The organism is Burkholderia sp. SIMBA_051 (genome assembly GCF_046534915.1).
Lineage (GTDB): Bacteria > Pseudomonadota > Gammaproteobacteria > Burkholderiales > Burkholderiaceae > Burkholderia > Burkholderia ambifaria.
Genome location: NZ_JAWRXS010000888.1, coordinates 1 through 237, shown reverse-complemented (window position 1 = coordinate 237; position 237 = coordinate 1). Strand labels below are relative to the sequence as shown.

The 237-nt window shown below is 67.9% G+C and carries 1 protein-coding gene; it reads right to left on the bottom strand.

Features of this window, described 5'->3' with window-relative positions:
• A partial coding sequence (locus SB771_RS37005) for a phage portal protein (RefSeq protein WP_410722286.1) occupies positions 1–237 on the bottom strand: 237 nt, incomplete at both ends.

The window sequence follows — 237 nt, the reverse complement described above, 5'->3', positions numbered from 1 at the left end:
CCTCGCCCGTGACCGGATCGCCCAGGAGGCCCGGCTCCGCGTTCGGCTTGACGAGAAAGCCCGCGAACAGGTTGCTGATTTCCTGCCGGAACAGCACGGCGTCGTCGAAGTTGTCGAGCGAGTGCAACCGCAGCAGCACGGTCGACAGTTCCGGCACGCCGCGCACCTGCCCGGCACGCAGCGGCTGGAATACGTGTGCAACGTCGTCCGCCGGAACCGGCACGGTCGTGAGACCAC